The organism is Pedobacter cryoconitis (assembly GCF_014200595.1).
Taxonomy (GTDB): domain Bacteria; phylum Bacteroidota; class Bacteroidia; order Sphingobacteriales; family Sphingobacteriaceae; genus Pedobacter; species Pedobacter cryoconitis_C.
Window position 1 is genome coordinate 538,177 of record NZ_JACHCG010000004.1, and the last position, 17,355, is coordinate 555,531.

Genomic DNA, 17,355 nt, shown 5'->3' on the forward strand with positions numbered 1-17,355 from the left:
TCTATTTAGCTGTAAATGTGATACCATCTAAATTCTTTTGTCTGCCGTCAGGTCCTTCAGCGATGATATCTTTAAAGATTACTGTCGCTCCTGGTTTAATCGAATTCAAAGCACCTTTGATCTGACCGCTAAATGAACCGCCACTATTAGGGATATTCACCGCATCCGATCTTGGATTAATAAAAGTAGCGTTAAACCTGATTACTTTATATTTAATGTCAAACACGAAATCATCCAGCTGTGTCTCAATTGCGCCAGATCTTGCTAACCATTCCAACTCAACATTTCCACCAGATTTACCTTTAATAAAGGCTTTTGGTGTTGGTAATGCTTTTACTCTGAATTCTTGTGAGCCTAAGTTCACAGTTTTACCAGCATTATTTGCAGTTACATTGATATGAACCGTTTTACCGATCTGATCACCTCCAACACTCACTGAATATTTACCGTTCGAGCCACTCATTGAGCCGCCTGAAATACTTGCTTTCACACTTTCCAAAGGAAAACCTGCCGCAGAAACAGAAAACGGATTTGGAATACCGGCATAAATTACGTTCATCTTATCAGGTGAAACCGTAGCCGATGGTTTGGCCACCTGGTAAGTTTGTTCCGGAGTTCTGTATTCTTTAATCTGTCCGTCAGTTTGTTTAACACGGATTGTTCCAACCCATTTAAACACCCCTACAGAACCTGTTCCTCCTGTATATGTTCCTTTACCGTCTTTAATGGCCAATCTGCCACCGCCAACACTAATTTCAGGACTTGATTTAGAATCACTTGCTGTTAAAAATACTTGCGCACTGTAAGGTTGTCCCTGAATTACATAAGAGGTCGGTGCAACTGCTACAGCTGCAAACTGATCCAGATTAACCAGTGACTTATCCATATTCCCAAACAATTTCTTAACAATTTCCGCTTCTGCATTTCTTGTATCTGACTGAATCTTTGTCAACACTGTGTTTGCAGCAGTTAAAGGTGTACCTTCTCCGAAGTTAATATCTTCCCATTTCTTTTTACCCTCTATACTTTTTTCTGCATCCTTCGCTTCCAAAGAAAAGGAAACATGTTTACGGTCTTCAGCTTCTAAAAGGGCAATTAATTTTTCGCGTGTCTCATTAATCTTTGCTTTAAGCTTTTCGCCTTCTTTAGCATTGATCATGATGCCCTGGGCGATATCCTGATTTCCTCTTTCTTTCAGGTCACCTGTTTCAGGATCGATACCGCCACCGGCAGTATTAAATTGTTGTTTCAATTGCAGAATGTAACCATTCAGGTCATCCGCATATTTTTTCGCCTGATTGGCTTTATCCCAAATCGGCTGTGCCCTTCCAGGCTCCTCTTTAAGTTTAGTATTCTGAAATGCAGTGAACAACTGGTCAATGCTCGTGCTTACATTCGTCCGTGACGAATCCAAACTGTCATTGATATTCTTAAAGGCATTCAGTATAGTATCAGATACGTTTAGCGCAAGCATAGCCAACAATACCAAATACATGATATTGATCATCTTCTGCCTCGTTGTTTCTTTTCCTCCGGCCATTAGTTATGGTTCTCTGTGGTGATTAAATAAATTGATTACCTGATTATGGACGTGGCTGGTTCATCGCTGTTAACATATTGCCATAAATAGCATTCAGCGAAGAAAGGTTTTTAGCCAGTTTACCTACTTCTTCCTTAAATTGTTTCGAATCATCCATCGACTCATTGAAATTATTCATCGTCGCAGAAAGGTTCTGATAGAATTTATTCATTGACTTAAGGTGTGTAGTAGAATCTTGTAATTCTAATTCATAAACCGCATTTAAGGCAGATAAATTTTTAGACAGGTTATTTACCTGCTCATGGTAAGATTTTGAAGCATTACCGCTTTCGCCGAGTTCTACCAGTTGAGAAGTCGCTTTACTGAATGCACCATTCAGCTGATCAAAACCAGCAGAAGCTTGTTTTACTTTTCCTGTGAAATCATTGGTTGCCACTGCTGCATCAGCAACTGTAGAAATAGTCGCTACTTTGTCTCCGAAGTTACGCAGTCCATTACCCAGGCTTTCAATTAATTCAGGGCCGATTTTAGCATCACCCAGCATTTTATCTAAAGCTGCTGTAGAAGAAGCTCCCGCCGCAGCAACTGGTCTTGCAGTAGCCACAGGCAATTCGCCTTTAAAATCATCTCTTAATTCAGGATATACTTTTTCCCAGGCCAATTCTGGCTCTGGTGGAAAAAATCCGGTGATAAAGAACAAAGCTGCCTCTACACCCAGACCGATACCAATTGCATAGCTTCCCCAAATACCTCCGATGTGAAGGATTTTACACAATGCTCCCAAAATTACGATACTCGCACCCCATGAGATTGCCGAGTGTAACCAATTAGAATTCTTTTTAGCTGCCATATTACTACTAGATAGATATTATTTTAAAAACTTTATAATTGAGATTGAATCAACTTAATTTTTGAAGTGAATGTCGGTACCCGCGTAAGAAGCAACACATCTGAAACCGATGTATGATCTTGCCTGATCCTGGTATTCATAAGTACCCACTGCGTTCTGAAGGAAGAAACCTATGTCTTTCCACGATCCGCCTCTAACTACTTTACGTTTAAGGTATTTACTGTCTGTAGTTTTAGCTACATAAGTGAAATTCGGGTTGAAATCCAGCAATTGAGGTGCTGCCGAATTGTTGTAAGCTGTTACTGTCCATTCTGCAACGTTACCGGCCATGTTGTACAGCCCGTAATCGTTAGGGAAATAAGATTTCACATTTACAGTATATAAACCGCCATCATCAGAGTAATTTCCTCTGCCTACTTTGAAATTGGCTTGCATACATCCTTTTGTATTTCTTACATAAGGCCCGCCCCATGGGTATTTTGTTTTCACATTACCACCTCTTGCTGCATATTCAAATTCAGCATCAGTAGGTAATCTGTATTCAGGGCGTGAGCTTAAAGGAATTTTTCTGGAAGCAGCAACCGGTTCATATAAGCGGGTACGCCAGAAGCAAAATGCATTGGCTTGTTCCCAGGTTACCCCTACTACAGGATAATTATCATAAGAAGGGTGATTGAAGTAAGATTTCACCATCGGATCATTCTGAGAATAAGAATAATCTATTTTCCAAACCATGGTGTCCGGGTAAACATTAACCGAAGGAAACTGGTTTGGGTTATTCGGATCTGGTGAATCTACATAACTTTCAATAAAGTCTTTACGTTTTTTCGTCGGATCTTTTCTTCCGGCTTCTGCCAGGTCAAGATTCACGAAACTATAAGAGTATCTTAATTTTCTGATGTCTAAGTCATTGCGACCAGGTAATGCGTCATCACCTGCATAATACATGTCCTTGAATTTATTGCTGAGGCCACCTTTTTTGTCGTTCCACATGGCAGAACCGTTACCAACTTTTTTCCAGTCAATATTTTTCTGTCCTGAGGTGAGGCTGGCTCCACCCGCAGTCTGGCCTTTAGGTGTAATAAAATAACCTGGAGCTCCGCCCGGGCCAACGCTGGTTAAAGCGACTGAATCTCTTACCCAATTCACAAACTGTCTGTACTTTGCGTTGGTGATCTCAGTTTCGTCCATATAGAACGCACTGAATGAGGTCATCTTACTGGGCGAAGTCTGTGAGTTGTTAATATCCTCGTCAGACATACCAATAAGCGTTTTGCCCTGAGGGATGTAAACCATTCCTCTTGGCATTTTCTTGTTGTTAAATTTTTTATTGTATACACCAACCAGCTCTCCTTGCCCACCTTTTCCGCAGCTTGAAAACAATGCTGTAATTAATAAAAAACCCAGTGTGTAAATTTTCCTCATAAGCCCTGGAGCAATTTTACAACAATTTTATCAAATATGATTGATATAAACAATTATTATGAGATAAATATAAGTCTTAAACACAAAAAAAGCAAGATGTTAATAATTATATAACATCTTGCTTAATAGATTTAAAAGAATTTAGCAGGCCATTCGATTCCCCAATTTGGGAAAATTTATCAACAGTACTATTTTACTTATTTGATTTCTTAATATAATTTTCAATAGCCATGATCATCGAAGGTGATTCCGGTGATGGTGCGGCTATGTCTACGATCAGATTATTATCCATAATCGCCTTATGTGTATTTACTCCAAATGCAGCAATCCTTGTGTTATTTTGCTGAAAAGTAGGAAAATTTGTATACAACGACTGAATACTTGACGGGCTGAAAAAGGCAATCATGTCATAAGTCACTTCAGCAAGATCCGAAAGATCGCTTACTACGGTCTTAAACAATACTGCCGGGGTCAGATCGTATCCATTTTTCAACAGGAAATTCATCGTATCTTCCGTCGCTACGTCAGAACATGGGTAAAGGAATTTCTCCCCTGCATGTTTCTTCAGTACTTCTGATAAATCGGCAGCAGTCTGCTTACCGAAAAAGATCTTCCGTTTCCGGTACTGGATATATTTCTGAAGATATAGAGCGGTTGATTCTGAAATACAAAAGTACTTCAGATCTGCGGGCACTTCGTACCGCATTTCCTCACTAATTCTAAAAAAATGATCTACCGCATTCCTGCTTGTAAAAACTACAGCAGTAAAATCAGCTAATGTGATCTTGTCTTTTCTGAAGTCCCTTGCTGGAATACCTTCCACATGAATGAAGGATCTGAAATCAATTTTTAAATTGTATTTCTTAGCCAAATCAAAGTATGGGGACTTCTCTGTTTCGGGCTTTGGCAAAGTTATCAGTATACTTTTTACTTTACGCAACCTATCTTCTGTTTTTTCTTGCATTTTACCTAATTACAGCTCCAATCCTATGGCCTTGATTAATATCAAAATAGGACATATTTCGAGGGCACAAAAGTACATAAATAAATAGAACTTCGAAAACCGATAATGAGATAAAATATTTATTCCTGCTCTTATAAATTGAAACGTGAAGATAATCCCCAACAAAATAAATGAGATAACTATGTAATATATACCATATTTCATTGGCGATAAGGCAAAAGCGACAACCAATGGAATGAAGATTAAAGAGATGTTAAAATAACTCAAATATAATATAGAAACGTACTCGTGGACGGCTTTCTGGATGTTAAACAGATGTCCGAGCACACGCAATAAAAGAATTTTCATCGCATATAATACAACAATCAGAATGGAAACACTGACAAAAAAACGGAACCCCTGGTGTACGTAAGCGAGCTGATAATATTGTGCAACGAGATAAAAAAACATCCCGATTGTGAAGCCAAATTGTATAAATAAAAATAAAAATGGCCACGAACTGAACACATTATCTTCTTTATTCAGGTTATTTAGTCCGCGATTACTGTAAAAAGATTGAATAATATTCTGTAATTGTTTGGCAAAAGAGATTCTGAGGATTGCAAAAACGACCAGCAGAAGGACAATAAAACCGAGCACCCAGGTCCGTCCTTTAGGCAAGGGATTGCCTGTTCTGAACTTACTCGCTTTCTTTAGTTTACTATACTTTTTAAACCAGGCATCAAGATCAAGTTTCTCAAAAACATTGGCTTTCATGATGCTGTCCATCAAAATGTGTTTGTTGATCAGGGAGTCCGGAAGGATCCAGGTATGCGTCATGATAGAGTCGGTAACGAACTTTTGCCGCGCCAGAAATGCAGAGTCTCTGACCACACGGGGTTTATAAACCCTGCGCTGTACGGTAGAATCTCTGACAACAGCCAAATTCTGCGCATTCGCCTTTCCAAAGCCCGCTATGCACAGCAGGAAAAAAGTCATCAAAAAGTATTTATACATCGACCTATTAAAGTAACGGGATTATTCCTTTGTGCAAATCTAAGATATTATTATTTCACATTCATGCTTTGCTACAGAATAGCAAGTCTTGATGAGTAGTATCATCGTTATGTATGTATCCACATCAAGTCTGCTTCAAGTCCATAGTGAGTCCACGTATTTTCCGGAAAAGGTGGACTCAACGTGGACTCACTGTGGACTCACCATGGACTCATATACAAGTTAACCAGGCGAGTATTACTACCAGCTCTTTACAAAAGCGGAGAGTAATTCATGAATAAATTGCAGGAAAATATGGGGGTTTAGAAAACCGGGCAGTCAGCACCAGGCAGGATTCCTTCTTTGTCAGTTTTCAGCACTTTGTCTTTACCACTGCCGGTAATGATCCAGATCGAATCGAAATCGTTCAGATTCCAGTTTAGTTTCTGATGTTTGATTCCGAGTGCTTTGGCCAGCGCAGGAATGTTGCCATGGTTCCAAACCAATAGTACCGTTCCTTTTTTATGTTTGATTTCTTTGGCGATGCTGGCATAATCTGCCCCATTAAAGCTGCTGTTGATACTTAAATTATATTTAACAGCAAATGGGGTAATGGTTTGAAACATACGCGAATGAGTAGTTTGGTTCCCGTTGCCTAAAGACGGTACATAGATCGCCGTTGGAACTCCAATCTTTTTAGAAAGTACGCTGGCTAGCTTTAAAGATCTGTTAAGCCCCTTACAGTTCAGGTTTTCATTCTGTTCTTGCTTTTCTCCATGACGGATGATGACAATTTTAGCTTGCGATTTTACAATTAATGGTAAAACCAGGACAGATAATATATACAGAAAGGTTAAGGCAGTTTTTTTCATTACAAAATGCTAATTGACGTTATAATTTCTTTCTCCATCAAAGAACCACAAAATCAGAACCACTTTATGGTTTACTTACCGCATAAAAAAGAATCAGAAGAGAAACCTTACAAAATATCATAAGAATTAACACTTGACAAACAAGGCATCTTTAAATTCATAAACACAACAAAGTCAATCTTAACTGAAGATTAAAAATGAAATTACACAAAAAAAAGCATTTTATTACCCATACTGGTAACATGGGCTTAAAACATATAGAAACGCCTTTATATCCGGATTTTTATACTAAACATTATTCACTTAAAACATATATTAAACAATTTATTATGACATATAATTTCTCTATTTAAAATAAAATTATATATATTTATAATCAAACAAGTAAACACTTTACCTTAAATGTCAATTAATTAACATCAAAACCCGGAACAATTATTATTAACCTGTATCTAAATAGATGCTCAGTATTGTAATATTAAATCCGGGAGATTATAAAGAGACCAAAGCTATTACGATTCAACAGGAACTACTATTTAAAGATAGCCAAACTAGATTATGAGATATGTGGATACCTAGATTAAAATTCATTATTACGCTTTTAGTGACCTTTTCTTTGAAGAGTTCATTTGCCCAACAATTAACACTTTTCGGACACGTACATAATCAGGAACAAAAACCACTTTCGTATGTCACAATAACATTAACCACGCTGGACTCCATAGAAGTTAAACAAACATTAACAGACACGAAAGGATATTTTTCGATAAATGCGCCTAAGGGAAACTTTCAATTGGTTTTGTCTCAATTTGGGAAGGAGCTTCACAGAGAGTCAATTACACTAAACACAGATCGCCACCTCTCTCCTATAGAGGTTTATGATATTTACGCTTTAAAAGGAGTAACAGTTAATGCTAACCGCCCCTTTATCAAAACAGTAGGGGACAAGTTGTTTTTTAACATTGAAAATAGCCCGCTTGCAAAAGGGAACAATGGAATCGAACTATTAAAGAAAAGTCCAAAAATTAGTATGGGAGCCGATGGCCACCTACTGTTGATGAACAAAAGCGTATTAGTTATGATTAACGGCCGAAAGATTAATCTGGACGGAAAGCAATTAGAGGATTATTTATCCGGCATCAGCTCGGAAGATATTAAAAGAATCGAAATACAAGACCTGGCCTCTTCAGATCAGGAAGCCACAACAGCTGGGGGAATTGTAAATATCATTTTAAAAAAACCTCAAAGTGGTTTCCGTGGAATTGCCAAGTCCTATTACCAATATAAAAATAAAAACTATGACCGGTATGGAGGTGGTGTAAACCTAAATTTTGGTACTGATAAATGGAATGCATATTCAGATATATCTTACACTAAAAACGAGGATCTTGGAATTACCAGAAGTGATTTTGATTATTTTGATGGTCGCAAAAATCACGAACTAGGCAGATTTTCTCAAAATTATAAAAGCTTAGGTATTAGATCGGGAGTTATCTACTATCCAAACAAAAAGAATGAAATCGGTATCGAAGGCTATTTTAATGAGAACAAAATGGATATACTGCTCTCGGGAGCACTTGATGTTTATAAAAGTCCGGAAGAAGGCCAGCACAGTATTAACAAATCACAATCAAAAACTACGAATGACCTTTGGTATCTTACTTTCAACTATTCCTTAGCGACCGACACCATTGGGAGCTCTTTCAAAATTATAACTGACCTGGGCAGGAATAGCGCTAATCCTTTTAATGATGTGCTGACAATATATCCGTCAATTGCTTCATTAGACAACCACTATCTCTTTGACACGCACGCAAGCTCATTTTATTATACTACCCAAGCAGATATGATCCAAAAATTTAGTACAGACTGGGAACTGAATGGAGGAGTTAAAATCATGCATATAAACAGAGATAATAGCCTGAATGTTAAATTCTTACAAGAAGAAAAGTGGAATGATGACGAAGCTCAAAAGCAAAATTTTGATAATAGAGAAAATACCTTAACCGGCCATGCTTCGCTTAGTAAAAAAATTGGAAGACACTTTTTTAAAGCAGGACTAAGAGTAGAGAATACTTCTATTAAAGGATTAAATAAAATTAACGAGAATAATATAACACAAAACTATACTAAGGCCTTTCCCGCATTATACTACCGATATAACATTTCTAATCAGAAGAGTATCAATCTGAGCTACAAAAGGAGTATCTCAAGGCCGTCATTTGTTGATTTAAATCCATTTGTACTCAAAATAAATGACTATTTATTTCATATTGGTAATCCCGGTCTCCAACCTCAGTTTATTGACCGTCTAGACATTGGATATAGTTTCCCAAAGCATTTTATCTCCTTATATGGGGTGAAAATAAATGAAATTATACAGAAGGTATACTTCATGAACGAAAATAGCATCAATTACTATCAGGCACAGAATTTTGGAAATTATAAATCAATGGGTGTTGATCATTCTTACACTGACAACTTATTCAAATGGCTCTATTTGAGTCTCTCTTCTGGTATTTATTATAATACATTCTCAGACAACAACAACAGGGAGTTCAGTGGAGCATCATTTTATAATAATAGTTATCTGCAATTCAAGCTATACAAGAAATACCTGCTGGAACTTACCAGTAACTATCAGCATAGTTATAGTGATGTTAACATCAAAAGCAGATATAAATATCAATTTGACATTTCTGCCAGCAAGTCATTCATAAAAGAAAGTCTATTGGTGAAAGTGATGGCAGTTGATCTCTTCAATACAAAATTTGATGAAAACACATCGTTCTTTCCTGATTTCAATTTTAATTTCTATCAGAAAAGATTAACAAGGGGAGTATTTCTGCAAATTCAATATACCCTGGATAACAAACGTAAGGTTAAAAAAGGGATGGTTAAATCGGAAAATGAGAGTCGGGGAAGACTATAACTACGCTTTATCAGCAAAGTATCCGTAGTGCGCAATACAGGAGAAAGCTTATAAATAAGCACCTTCAAAAAAGGTGAGGTCTAATTTTTAAATCTTAATCTATTTTAAAATGAGTACTAAAAAAATCAAATCAGAAAAATTCCAGGAAATGGTACAAGACATGCAAATTCTTGAAGATGCCGAAAAAGGAATGTTAAAAGGTGGTTTCTCTAAAAGTTTTGCTTTTAAGACAGCTCCTTCGAGTGTTGTAGGTAACAATTGTAATTGTACCAACAACAGTACAACATGTAACGCTATAGAAGAACCAACTATAGGAATTTGACAGTGTTTTTTAATTTTCGTTGGTAACCTCTTAAAGAGGTTACCAACTTTTACATCTAATCATTATGAAATCAAGCACATACAACAATTTTTTTCACTTTGACGGAAAGAACATCTGCTATAATTTAATTAACGACAAGTTTGTCATCTTAGAGGATGACGTAAAAGAACTTTTTTTGGCTGCCGAAAGACAAACGGAAATGGATGAATTAGATAAAATACATCCTGAATTTTTCAAGTATATGGTAGATGAGGGATTTATTATAGAGAATGAAACTGATGAATTCAGCCAGGTTGTAGAAATTAGTAAAAAAGCTGACAACAACGAAAATCAATTTCTTCTTTTTATTAACCCGACTATGAACTGTAACTTCAAATGTTGGTATTGTTATGAATCTCATATTAAAGATTCAAAAATGGACACTGTAACTATCGACAAAACGATACAATTGATAGATCAAATTACGAAAGGAAGTGAAGGCATGGAGCAGTTTGCTATTTCATGGTTTGGCGGAGAGCCATTACTTTACTTCGATAAAGTAATTGTCCCTATCTTAACTCAGGCAAAGCAGATTCTTGATTCACGCAACATCCAGTTGATGACAGGATTTACAACAAATGGCTTATTATTTGACAAGAAGAAGATTGATTTCCTCAAAAGTTTTTATGTTCAGGAAATTCAGATTACACTGGATGGCTATGGAGAAAATCACGATCAGGTTAGATTTATTTCTAGTACAAAAGGTTCTTTTCACCAAATTGTATACAATATAATATTACTTGCGAAGAATGATTTCAACGTTGTTATCCGGATTAACTGCTCAGATAAGAATATGGATGATATCGACAGAATTATGGAACTTTTTGGCGAATATGATGATAAGATCAGGAAGCGTTTAAGATTCTCCTACCATAAGGTTTGGCAATTGGAAGATGCCCTTGAAAATGATGTAAGAGAATACATAGACAAATATAAAAGTTCAGGTTTTTACGTGGATGGTGCAGTTTACGATTCAGTACGCGGATCATGTTATGCTGATAAAAAGAATCAGGCATTTCTAAATTACAATGGTGATGTTTTTAAATGTTCAGCGAGAGATTTTAAAGTAGGCAACAGATTAGGAGAATTAAATCAGAATGGTGTTATTGAATGGAATCCTGATGCTACGGTTAGAGAAAATGCAAAATTTAAGAACAAACCTTGCCATACATGCTCAATATTACCCATTTGTGGTGGTGGTTGTAGCCAAGCTGCCTATGAGAATTTGGGAAAAGACTACTGTGTAAATGATTTTGATCCCGTTAAGAAAATGGAAATTGTTAAACGTGTATTTGAGCAGAAAATTTTAATAAATGCTTAAATTCTATTTCCAATATGACCAGATGGACTGTGGAGCTGCATGTCTTGCCATGATATCATCGTATCATGGAAAAGACTTTGGTCTGCAATATCTGCGATCAAATATGTTTATTTCCAGAGAGGGTGTATCTTTATTAGGCATTAGTGACGTAGCTGTCAAAATCGGTTTTACAACAGTTACAGCAAAATTGACCCCAAGAGAGTTCAAGCCCGAACTGTTACCTTGTATTCTTCATTGGAAGCAAAATCATTTTGTGGTACTTTATAAGATTTCAAAAGACCTATTGACAGGAAAAATGAAATATAAAATTGCAGATCCTGCTCATGGTTGGATTTGGGTTTTTGAAGAGAAATTTTTGGAATCCTGGTGTCCGGAAGAAAAGCATGGTGTATCCTTATTCTTAGAACCTACTGAGAAGTTTCATACTCAGGTTCCAGCAAAATCAGAATCGTTGTCTGCTGTATATCTTTTCAGAATTTTGAAATTATATAAGCGCCACTTCTTAGGTCTGTCAGTTTTTATGCTGCTGAGTTCTTTAACGATGCTGGTTTTGCCTATTCTAATGCAAAAACTTATAGATGAAGGCGTAGTCAAAAAGGATTTGCAAATGATTACTTACATTTTACTGGCTCAGTTGTCATTTTTTTTAGGGAATATAATTTTCGATATTTTTCGTAATCGCATCCTTCTTTTCGTTGGAAATAAAATAAATATTCAGATTATTTCAGAATTTCTGACCAAACTCCTATCTCTTCCGATTCGCTTTTTTGACACCAAGTTAATGGGAGATTTTAATCAGAGGATACAAGATCATGAAAGGATCGAGCAATTTCTAACTTCTCAAGCATTACTCACCGTATTTTCTATGGTTAGTTTTTCTGTATTCTTTGGTGTACTATGGTACTATGACCATCAGATTCTATTAGTGTATTTGATTTTAACCACATTATCTGTAGTCTGGTCGCTAGTTTGGTTGAAAAAGCGCAAAGTTTTAGATTATTCGCGTTTTCATCAAAGAGCTGAAAGTCAGGAGTCTATTTATGAAATCATAAACGGTGTATCAGAGATGAAACTTAATCAGTTCGAGATATACAAGAGAAATGAATGGGAAAAGATACAGCAGAAACTTTATAAGGTTAATACGAGCCTGCTTAAATTGGATCAAATTCAACTAGCTGGTTTTGAATTCCTGAATCAGCTGAAGAACATCATCGTTACATTCTTAACAGCCTCGTTCGTGGTAAACGGAGATATGACCATCGGAACTTTGTTAAGTGTGTCCTATATCATAGGTCAAATGAATTCACCAGTAAATCAACTCGTTAACTTCTTCCGCTCCTTGCAGGACGCAAAACTAAGCCTATCCCGGCTCAACGAGGTCCATTTACATGACGACGAAGAAAAAGGAGAATTTACTCCAATGCGTGTATCCGCATATCCCGCCAATGATAGTCTTTCAAGTAAAGGAATAAATATTAACAAGCTTTTTTTTCAATTTGAAGGGCCAAAATCACCATTTGTTTTGGAAGACGTCTCGCTCTTTATTCCTGATGGTAAAATTACGGCCATTGTTGGAGCGAGCGGTAGTGGTAAAACGACATTGATGAAATTGCTGATCAGGTTTTATGATCCGACACATGGAACTGTTTGCTATGATGATAAGAACATGCTTTCATTATCTCCAAAAAGCATACGGGAGCACTGTGGCGTGGTCATGCAGGATGGTTATATTTTTTCTGATACTATTGAGCGAAACATTGCTACAGGAGACGAGAATATTGATAGAGAGAAACTTTTGAACGCTGTCAGGATAGCCAATATTGGATCTTTTATTGATAGTCTCCCACTCGGATTCAAAACCAAAATCGGAGCGGCAGGAAATGGTATATCCGGTGGACAAAAACAACGTATCCTGATAGCCCGTGCGGTGTACAAGAACCCGTATTACATATTTTTTGATGAAGCAACCTCTGCATTGGATGCTGAAAATGAAAAGATAATTCACGATAATCTGCAATCCTTTTTTAGAGGAAAAACGGTTCTTATAATTGCGCATCGTCTATCTACCGTAAAAAATGCTGACCAGATAATTGTATTAAAACATGGGACAATTATAGAAAGAGGAAGTCACAGCGAATTAGTAGCGTATAGAAACGAATATTACAATTTGGTTAAAAACCAATTGGAATTAGACTAGCAAGACCGACAGACTTAACACTTCCAAAGAACTCACTGACCTCTTGTAAATTCCAAATTATGATCCTGATATAATACATGGGTATACCATTCACCAATAGCTATAAGATATTTATACGTTCGTGAAAAATATAAAAATAGCAAGTACAATTTTCATTACAGGTACCAGCAGCGGGCTTGGTAAATTAACCGCAATACACTTTGCAAAAAACTGTATAATTTCGGATTGAAGTCATCTTTACAAACAGAGGTGCCTCAAAACACATAATTGCACTTACCTTTGCCCCATGGCAGGAATTTATATCCATATCCCCTTTTGTAAACAAGCTTGTAATTATTGTGATTTTCATTTCAGCACCTCTCTGCAGCACGTAGATGAAATGACTGATGCGATTTGCAAAGAAATCCTTTTAAAAAAGAGCAGAATTTCTGATCAGCAGATAGGGAGTATCTATTTTGGTGGTGGCACACCTTCTCTTTTACCGGAGAAATCACTGGCCAGGATCTTTGACACTTTAACCTCCAATTTTTCTATTTCGGCCGATGCTGAAATCACTATTGAAACTAATCCAGATGATTTAGATGCAAAGAAAATTGCACAATTGCGTCAGCTTCCCGTCAACCGCTTCAGCATTGGCGTACAATCTTTTTTTAATGAAGATCTGGTTTGGATGAACAGGGCACATACTTCCAATGAAGCAGAAACCTGTATTAAACGCAGTCAGGATGCGGGATTCGAGAATCTGAGTATCGACCTTATTTATGGGTTCCCTTTGCTGACCGATGAAAAATGGTTGAGCAACATCAACAAAGCGATCAGTTTGCAAACTCCACATATTTCGGCCTACTCGTTAACGGTTGAACCTAAAACAGCCTTAGCCGCAGCGATAAAAAAGGGAAAGCAAATCCCTGTGAATGATGAACAAAGTGCGGCTCAGTTTATCACATTGACAGAAAAACTGGCTATTGCAGGCTTTGATCATTATGAAATATCAAATTATAGCTTACCCGGCCGCCATGCGGTACATAATACCAATTACTGGAGAGGTATCTCCTATTTAGGGATTGGCCCATCTGCACATGGCTTTAATGGAAATGTCAGGTATTTGAACATCGCAAACAATGCTAAATATATGCAGCAGTTAGCGCTGGGTAAATTGGCAGAAACGATAGAAGAACTGGATATCTACGATCGCTTTAACGAATATATCATGACTTCGCTCCGCACCATGTGGGGTACAGATTTACAAAAAATAGGCAATGAATTTGGTAAGCTTTTCCTGGAAGATACACTAAAAAACATAGTTCCATTTTTACAACGTGACTGGCTGAAAAACGAAAATAACAGGTTAATATTGACACCTGACGGCAAATTGTTTGCTGATTATATCGCTTCAGAGTTATTCCTTTTAGACGAACATCCGGAAGATTAATCCTGAATAATTAATAAAAAAACAATGAAGAATAAAGTAATCTGGATCACAGGAGCTTCTTCGGGTATCGGCGAAGCACTTGTTTATGCTTATAACAATTCAGGGGCAAACCTCATTATTTCTGCCCGTAACAGAGATGAACTTTTCAGGGTAAAAGGAAACTGTAAAAATCAGATCAATGTCCATGTCCTTTCTTTTGATCTGGAAGATACTGCGTTATTAGCAGACAAGGCCAGAGATGCACAAAAAATATTTGGCCATATTGATATGCTGATCAACAGCGGAGGACTGAGTCAACGGTCATTAGCACTGGAAACTGCTTTAAATGTGGAACAAAAGCTGATGAATGTTAACTTTTGGGGCACAGTCGCTTTGAGTAAGGCAGTATTGCCTCAGATGATCGCTAAAGGTGGAGGCAAAATTGTCTGCATCAGTAGTCTGACTGGTAAATTCGGAACTGCATACCGTTCTGCTTATGCCGCTTCCAAACATGCTTTACATGGATACTTTGATTCATTACGTTCAGAGGTAGCTGATAAAAATATCCAGATCACCCTGGTTTGCCCGGGTTATATTAAAACAAATATCTCGCTGAATGCAATGACTGCTGATGGCCAGCTGCATAGCCAGATGGACGAGAATCAGGAGCATGGTCTTGCCCCGGCTGAATGCGCAAGTTTAATCGTTAAAGCTATCCAACAAAACAAAGAAGAAGTCTATATGGGCGGCAAAGAAGTGAAGGGAATTTTATTCAAGCGCTTTTTTCCGTTAAGGTTCTCCAAATACATGAGAACAAAAAATTTGGCTATTCAGAAAACCAAGCACTAATATTCGCCGTATCTCCTGCTATAAAACAAAATCATGAAAAGATTCATCTTACCTGTATTTGTCATAGTAGCTATGGCATTTTCAACTTCAGTTTACGCTCAAAAAAATCCAATGGTTGGCGGTGCAGCAATGTATGCCAATAAAGATATTGTTGACAATGCGGTAAACTCAAAAGACCACACTACATTGGTTGCTGCTGTTAAAGCTGCCGGTCTTGTGGAAACTTTAAAAAGTGCCGGACCTTTCACTGTATTTGCGCCAACAAACGAAGCTTTTGACAAATTGCCAGCTGGTACTGTGGAAACAGTTTTAAAACCAGAAAACAAAGAGATGCTAACTAAAATCCTTACATACCATGTTGTTGCTGGAAAAATGGATTCAAAAGCAATTGCTAAAGCAATTAAAGCAGGTAATGGTAAAGCAGAACTGACTACTGTATCTGGTGGAAAATTATGGGCTTCTATGGACGGAGACAAATTAATTTTAACAGATGAAAAAGGTGGAACAGCTACCGTTACTATTGCGAATGTAATGCAGAAAAATGGTGTGATCCACGTTATTGACAGCGTGTTGATGCCTAACTAATTCTTTTAATTTATTTTTTATAATAATGAAAACACAGCATAAGTTGCTGTGTTTTTTTATTGTCAGAATTTTTTATTTTCCATTGACCTATTGGTAAGAAAAGTCAAATTCTATAATTTTACATGAATTAACATTATTTTAACATGAAGTTTGATTTAACTCAGATTGATTGCGTTGATGATATTTCCAAAGAGGATTTTGAAAAAAACTATCTCAATGCACGCAGGCCATTAGTCATTAAGAACATGGCTAAAAACTGGCCGGCATATGAGAAGTGGTCTATGGATTACATGAAAACTGTAGTTGGAGATAAATTAGTACCGCTCTACGATAGCTCTAAAGCTGATCCTTCCAAACCAATTAATGCTGCGGCTACAGAAATGAAGTTTGCAGATTATATTGACCTGATCAAAACTACCCCTACCGATCTTCGGATCTTCCTGTTCGATCCTATCAAACAGGCCCCTAAGTTACTAAATGATTATATCGCTCCAAAAGAGTTAATGGGCGGTTTTCTGGATAGTTATCCTAATATGTTTTTTGGTGGAAAAGGCTCTGTTACTTTCCTGCATTACGATATAGACATGGCTCATATCTTCCATACGCATTTTAATGGCCGCAAACATGTCATCTTATTTGAGAATAAATGGAAGGAACGTCTTTATCAGATTCCATATGCAACTTATGCATTAGAAGATTATGATATTGAAAATCCTGATTTTGATAAATTCCCTGCCTTAAAAGGAGTAAAGGGTATAGAAGCCTATCTGGAACACGGGGATACGCTGTTTATGCCTACGGGTTACTGGCACTGGATGAAATACCTGGACGGCTCATTTTCTATCAGCTTAAGGGCATGGGACAAGTCATGGGCAGTAAAAGCAAAGAGTCTATATAACCTGATCATCCAGCGTAAGTTCGATGACTTCATGAAAGCAAATTTCAGAGAGAAATACATGGCATGGAAAGAGCGGCTGGCTATAAAAAGGGCGAATAAAGCACTGGCAGAACATGCCCCATCCTAATTAAGAATCAGTTTAATTTCAGATAGTATATTTTTTCTGCGTCATACC

Annotated in this window: 14 protein-coding genes; 8 read left to right on the plus strand and 6 right to left on the minus strand. The window is 37.1% G+C overall.

Annotation, left to right across the window (positions count from 1 at the left end; translation table 11 throughout):
• Position 1 precedes the first annotated feature (1 nt).
• The 6 genes from gldM to HDE70_RS22105 all read right to left on the minus strand — a co-directional run bounded on the left by gldM (position 2) and on the right by HDE70_RS22105 (position 6,626).
• On the minus strand, positions 2-1,540 hold the full coding sequence (gldM, locus tag HDE70_RS22080; RefSeq protein ID WP_183866086.1) for a gliding motility protein GldM: 1,539 nt from the start codon (positions 1,538-1,540) through the stop codon (positions 2-4).
• Positions 1,541-1,583: 43 nt separating this feature from the next.
• Positions 1,584-2,390: a gliding motility protein GldL gene (gldL, locus tag HDE70_RS22085; protein WP_183866087.1), complete on the minus strand. Its 807-nt coding sequence runs from the start codon at positions 2,388-2,390 to the stop codon at positions 1,584-1,586.
• Positions 2,391-2,444: 54 nt separating this feature from the next.
• The gene (locus HDE70_RS22090; RefSeq protein ID WP_183866088.1) at positions 2,445-3,815 is read right to left on the minus strand and encodes an SUMF1/EgtB/PvdO family nonheme iron enzyme; all 1,371 of its coding nucleotides are present in this window, start codon (positions 3,813-3,815) and stop codon (positions 2,445-2,447) included.
• 193 nt (positions 3,816-4,008) lie between these two features.
• Positions 4,009-4,779, minus strand: coding sequence for a uroporphyrinogen-III synthase (locus HDE70_RS22095; protein WP_183866089.1), 771 nt, complete (start codon positions 4,777-4,779; stop codon positions 4,009-4,011).
• 9 nt (positions 4,780-4,788) lie between these two features.
• Entirely contained in the window at positions 4,789-5,757 is a 969-nt protein-coding gene (locus HDE70_RS22100) for a DUF4271 domain-containing protein (RefSeq protein ID WP_260161830.1), read from the minus strand.
• 320 nt (positions 5,758-6,077) lie between these two features.
• On the minus strand, positions 6,078-6,626 hold the full coding sequence (locus tag HDE70_RS22105; protein WP_221302117.1) for a histidine phosphatase family protein: 549 nt from the start codon (positions 6,624-6,626) through the stop codon (positions 6,078-6,080).
• Positions 6,627-7,191: 565 nt separating this feature from the next.
• On the opposite strand from HDE70_RS22105, the gene HDE70_RS22110 reads away from it, so the two are divergent.
• The 8 genes from HDE70_RS22110 to HDE70_RS22145 all read left to right on the plus strand — a co-directional run bounded on the left by HDE70_RS22110 (position 7,192) and on the right by HDE70_RS22145 (position 17,307).
• Positions 7,192-9,558 (plus strand): outer membrane beta-barrel family protein, encoded by a 2,367-nt coding sequence (locus tag HDE70_RS22110; RefSeq protein ID WP_183891845.1) that lies wholly within the window; start codon positions 7,192-7,194, stop codon positions 9,556-9,558.
• A gap of 109 nt (positions 9,559-9,667) precedes the next feature.
• Positions 9,668-9,880 carry a hypothetical protein gene (locus tag HDE70_RS22115; RefSeq protein WP_183891846.1) on the plus strand — a complete coding sequence of 71 codons (213 nt, stop codon included), beginning with the start codon at positions 9,668-9,670 and terminating at the stop codon, positions 9,878-9,880.
• A 64-nt stretch (positions 9,881-9,944) separates the two neighbouring features.
• Entirely contained in the window at positions 9,945-11,240 is a 1,296-nt protein-coding gene (locus tag HDE70_RS22120) for a radical SAM/SPASM domain-containing protein (protein WP_183891847.1), read from the plus strand.
• Positions 11,233-13,437, plus strand: coding sequence for a peptidase domain-containing ABC transporter (locus HDE70_RS22125; protein WP_183891848.1), 2,205 nt, complete (start codon positions 11,233-11,235; stop codon positions 13,435-13,437). Before HDE70_RS22120 ends, HDE70_RS22125 begins: the two co-directional genes overlap by 8 nt.
• Positions 13,438-13,723: 286 nt before the next feature.
• On the plus strand, positions 13,724-14,869 hold the full coding sequence (gene hemW / locus HDE70_RS22130) for a radical SAM family heme chaperone HemW (protein WP_183891849.1): 1,146 nt from the start codon (positions 13,724-13,726) through the stop codon (positions 14,867-14,869).
• Positions 14,870-14,893: 24 nt separating this feature from the next.
• Positions 14,894-15,697, plus strand: a complete 804-nt coding sequence (locus tag HDE70_RS22135; protein WP_183866093.1) for an SDR family oxidoreductase — start codon at positions 14,894-14,896, stop codon at positions 15,695-15,697.
• 33 nt (positions 15,698-15,730) lie between these two features.
• Entirely contained in the window at positions 15,731-16,282 is a 552-nt protein-coding gene (locus HDE70_RS22140) for a fasciclin domain-containing protein (protein WP_183866094.1), read from the plus strand.
• A 143-nt stretch (positions 16,283-16,425) separates the two neighbouring features.
• Positions 16,426-17,307, plus strand: coding sequence for a cupin-like domain-containing protein (locus HDE70_RS22145; protein WP_183866095.1), 882 nt, complete (start codon positions 16,426-16,428; stop codon positions 17,305-17,307).
• Positions 17,308-17,355: the final 48 nt, after the last annotated feature.

Excerpts from the sequence above, each read along its gene's own strand:
- HDE70_RS22115 (WP_183891846.1), top strand. The coding sequence starts at position 9,668 with ATGAGTACTAAAAAAATCAAATCAGAAAAATTCCAGGAAATGGTACAA.
- HDE70_RS22095 (WP_183866089.1), bottom strand. The coding sequence starts at position 4,779 with ATGCAAGAAAAAACAGAAGATAGGTTGCGTAAAGTAAAAAGTATACTG.
- HDE70_RS22125 (WP_183891848.1), top strand. The coding sequence starts at position 11,233 with ATGCTTAAATTCTATTTCCAATATGACCAGATGGACTGTGGAGCTGCA.
- HDE70_RS22090 (WP_183866088.1), bottom strand. The coding sequence starts at position 3,815 with ATGAGGAAAATTTACACACTGGGTTTTTTATTAATTACAGCATTGTTT.
- HDE70_RS22145 (WP_183866095.1), top strand. The coding sequence starts at position 16,426 with ATGAAGTTTGATTTAACTCAGATTGATTGCGTTGATGATATTTCCAAA.
- hemW (WP_183891849.1), top strand. The coding sequence starts at position 13,724 with ATGGCAGGAATTTATATCCATATCCCCTTTTGTAAACAAGCTTGTAAT.
- gldM (WP_183866086.1), bottom strand. The coding sequence starts at position 1,540 with ATGGCCGGAGGAAAAGAAACAACGAGGCAGAAGATGATCAATATCATG.
- HDE70_RS22135 (WP_183866093.1), top strand. The coding sequence starts at position 14,894 with ATGAAGAATAAAGTAATCTGGATCACAGGAGCTTCTTCGGGTATCGGC.
- gldL (WP_183866087.1), bottom strand. The coding sequence starts at position 2,390 with ATGGCAGCTAAAAAGAATTCTAATTGGTTACACTCGGCAATCTCATGG.
- HDE70_RS22100 (WP_260161830.1), bottom strand. The coding sequence starts at position 5,757 with ATGACTTTTTTCCTGCTGTGCATAGCGGGCTTTGGAAAGGCGAATGCG.
- HDE70_RS22140 (WP_183866094.1), top strand. The coding sequence starts at position 15,731 with ATGAAAAGATTCATCTTACCTGTATTTGTCATAGTAGCTATGGCATTT.
- HDE70_RS22105 (WP_221302117.1), bottom strand. The coding sequence starts at position 6,626 with ATGAAAAAAACTGCCTTAACCTTTCTGTATATATTATCTGTCCTGGTT.
- HDE70_RS22110 (WP_183891845.1), top strand. The coding sequence starts at position 7,192 with ATGTGGATACCTAGATTAAAATTCATTATTACGCTTTTAGTGACCTTT.
- HDE70_RS22120 (WP_183891847.1), top strand. The coding sequence starts at position 9,945 with ATGAAATCAAGCACATACAACAATTTTTTTCACTTTGACGGAAAGAAC.